Here is a 483-nt window from a genome sequence, read left to right as displayed (position 1 = left end):
CAAGCCGTACGGGATCGGGTCGGCACCGAGTTGCCGGGCCTGTTTGCCCAGCCGGGGCAGGGCGGACCACTCCGGGTCGGCGGCGACCTGCCGGCGTTTGCTTTCGGCGAACGCGGCGTACAGCGCGGTCGGCAGGCCGGGATCGCGTTCGACCAGCTCGCTGCGGACCGCGATCACCGAGTGCAGGGGATAGATCCCGGTGCGCAGGTGCCAGTCGAGGGCGAGCACCTCGTGGTCGGGGAACAGCGGATAGGGGCCGTCCTCTGTGGACTGTGAGGGTGCCGACCATCCGGCACGGGGCGCTCCGGCCCGGCCGGTACCGGCGTTTCCGCTCAGCGCGGCGTCGATGTCCCCGGCGCGCAGCAGTTCGCTGAGCGACCGGCCGTCGGTGACGTGCTCGACGTTGGCCTGCGCGCGGCCTTCGATGTGGTCTTCGTCGTCGACGACCCAGGTCACCGAACCGAGATCGAGGCCGTATTCATG

Annotated in this window: 1 pseudogene; it reads right to left on the bottom strand. The window is 70.8% G+C overall.

The window, feature by feature from the left end:
- A pseudogene (locus tag H5411_RS46705) lies at positions 1 to 483 on the bottom strand (hypothetical protein); the annotation flags it as partial.

This window comes from Amycolatopsis echigonensis, assembly GCF_014174495.1.
GTDB lineage: Bacteria > Actinomycetota > Actinomycetes > Mycobacteriales > Pseudonocardiaceae > Amycolatopsis > Amycolatopsis echigonensis.
The sequence above is the reverse complement of the archived record's forward strand: the minus strand, read 5'-3'. Positions and strand labels throughout refer to the sequence as shown.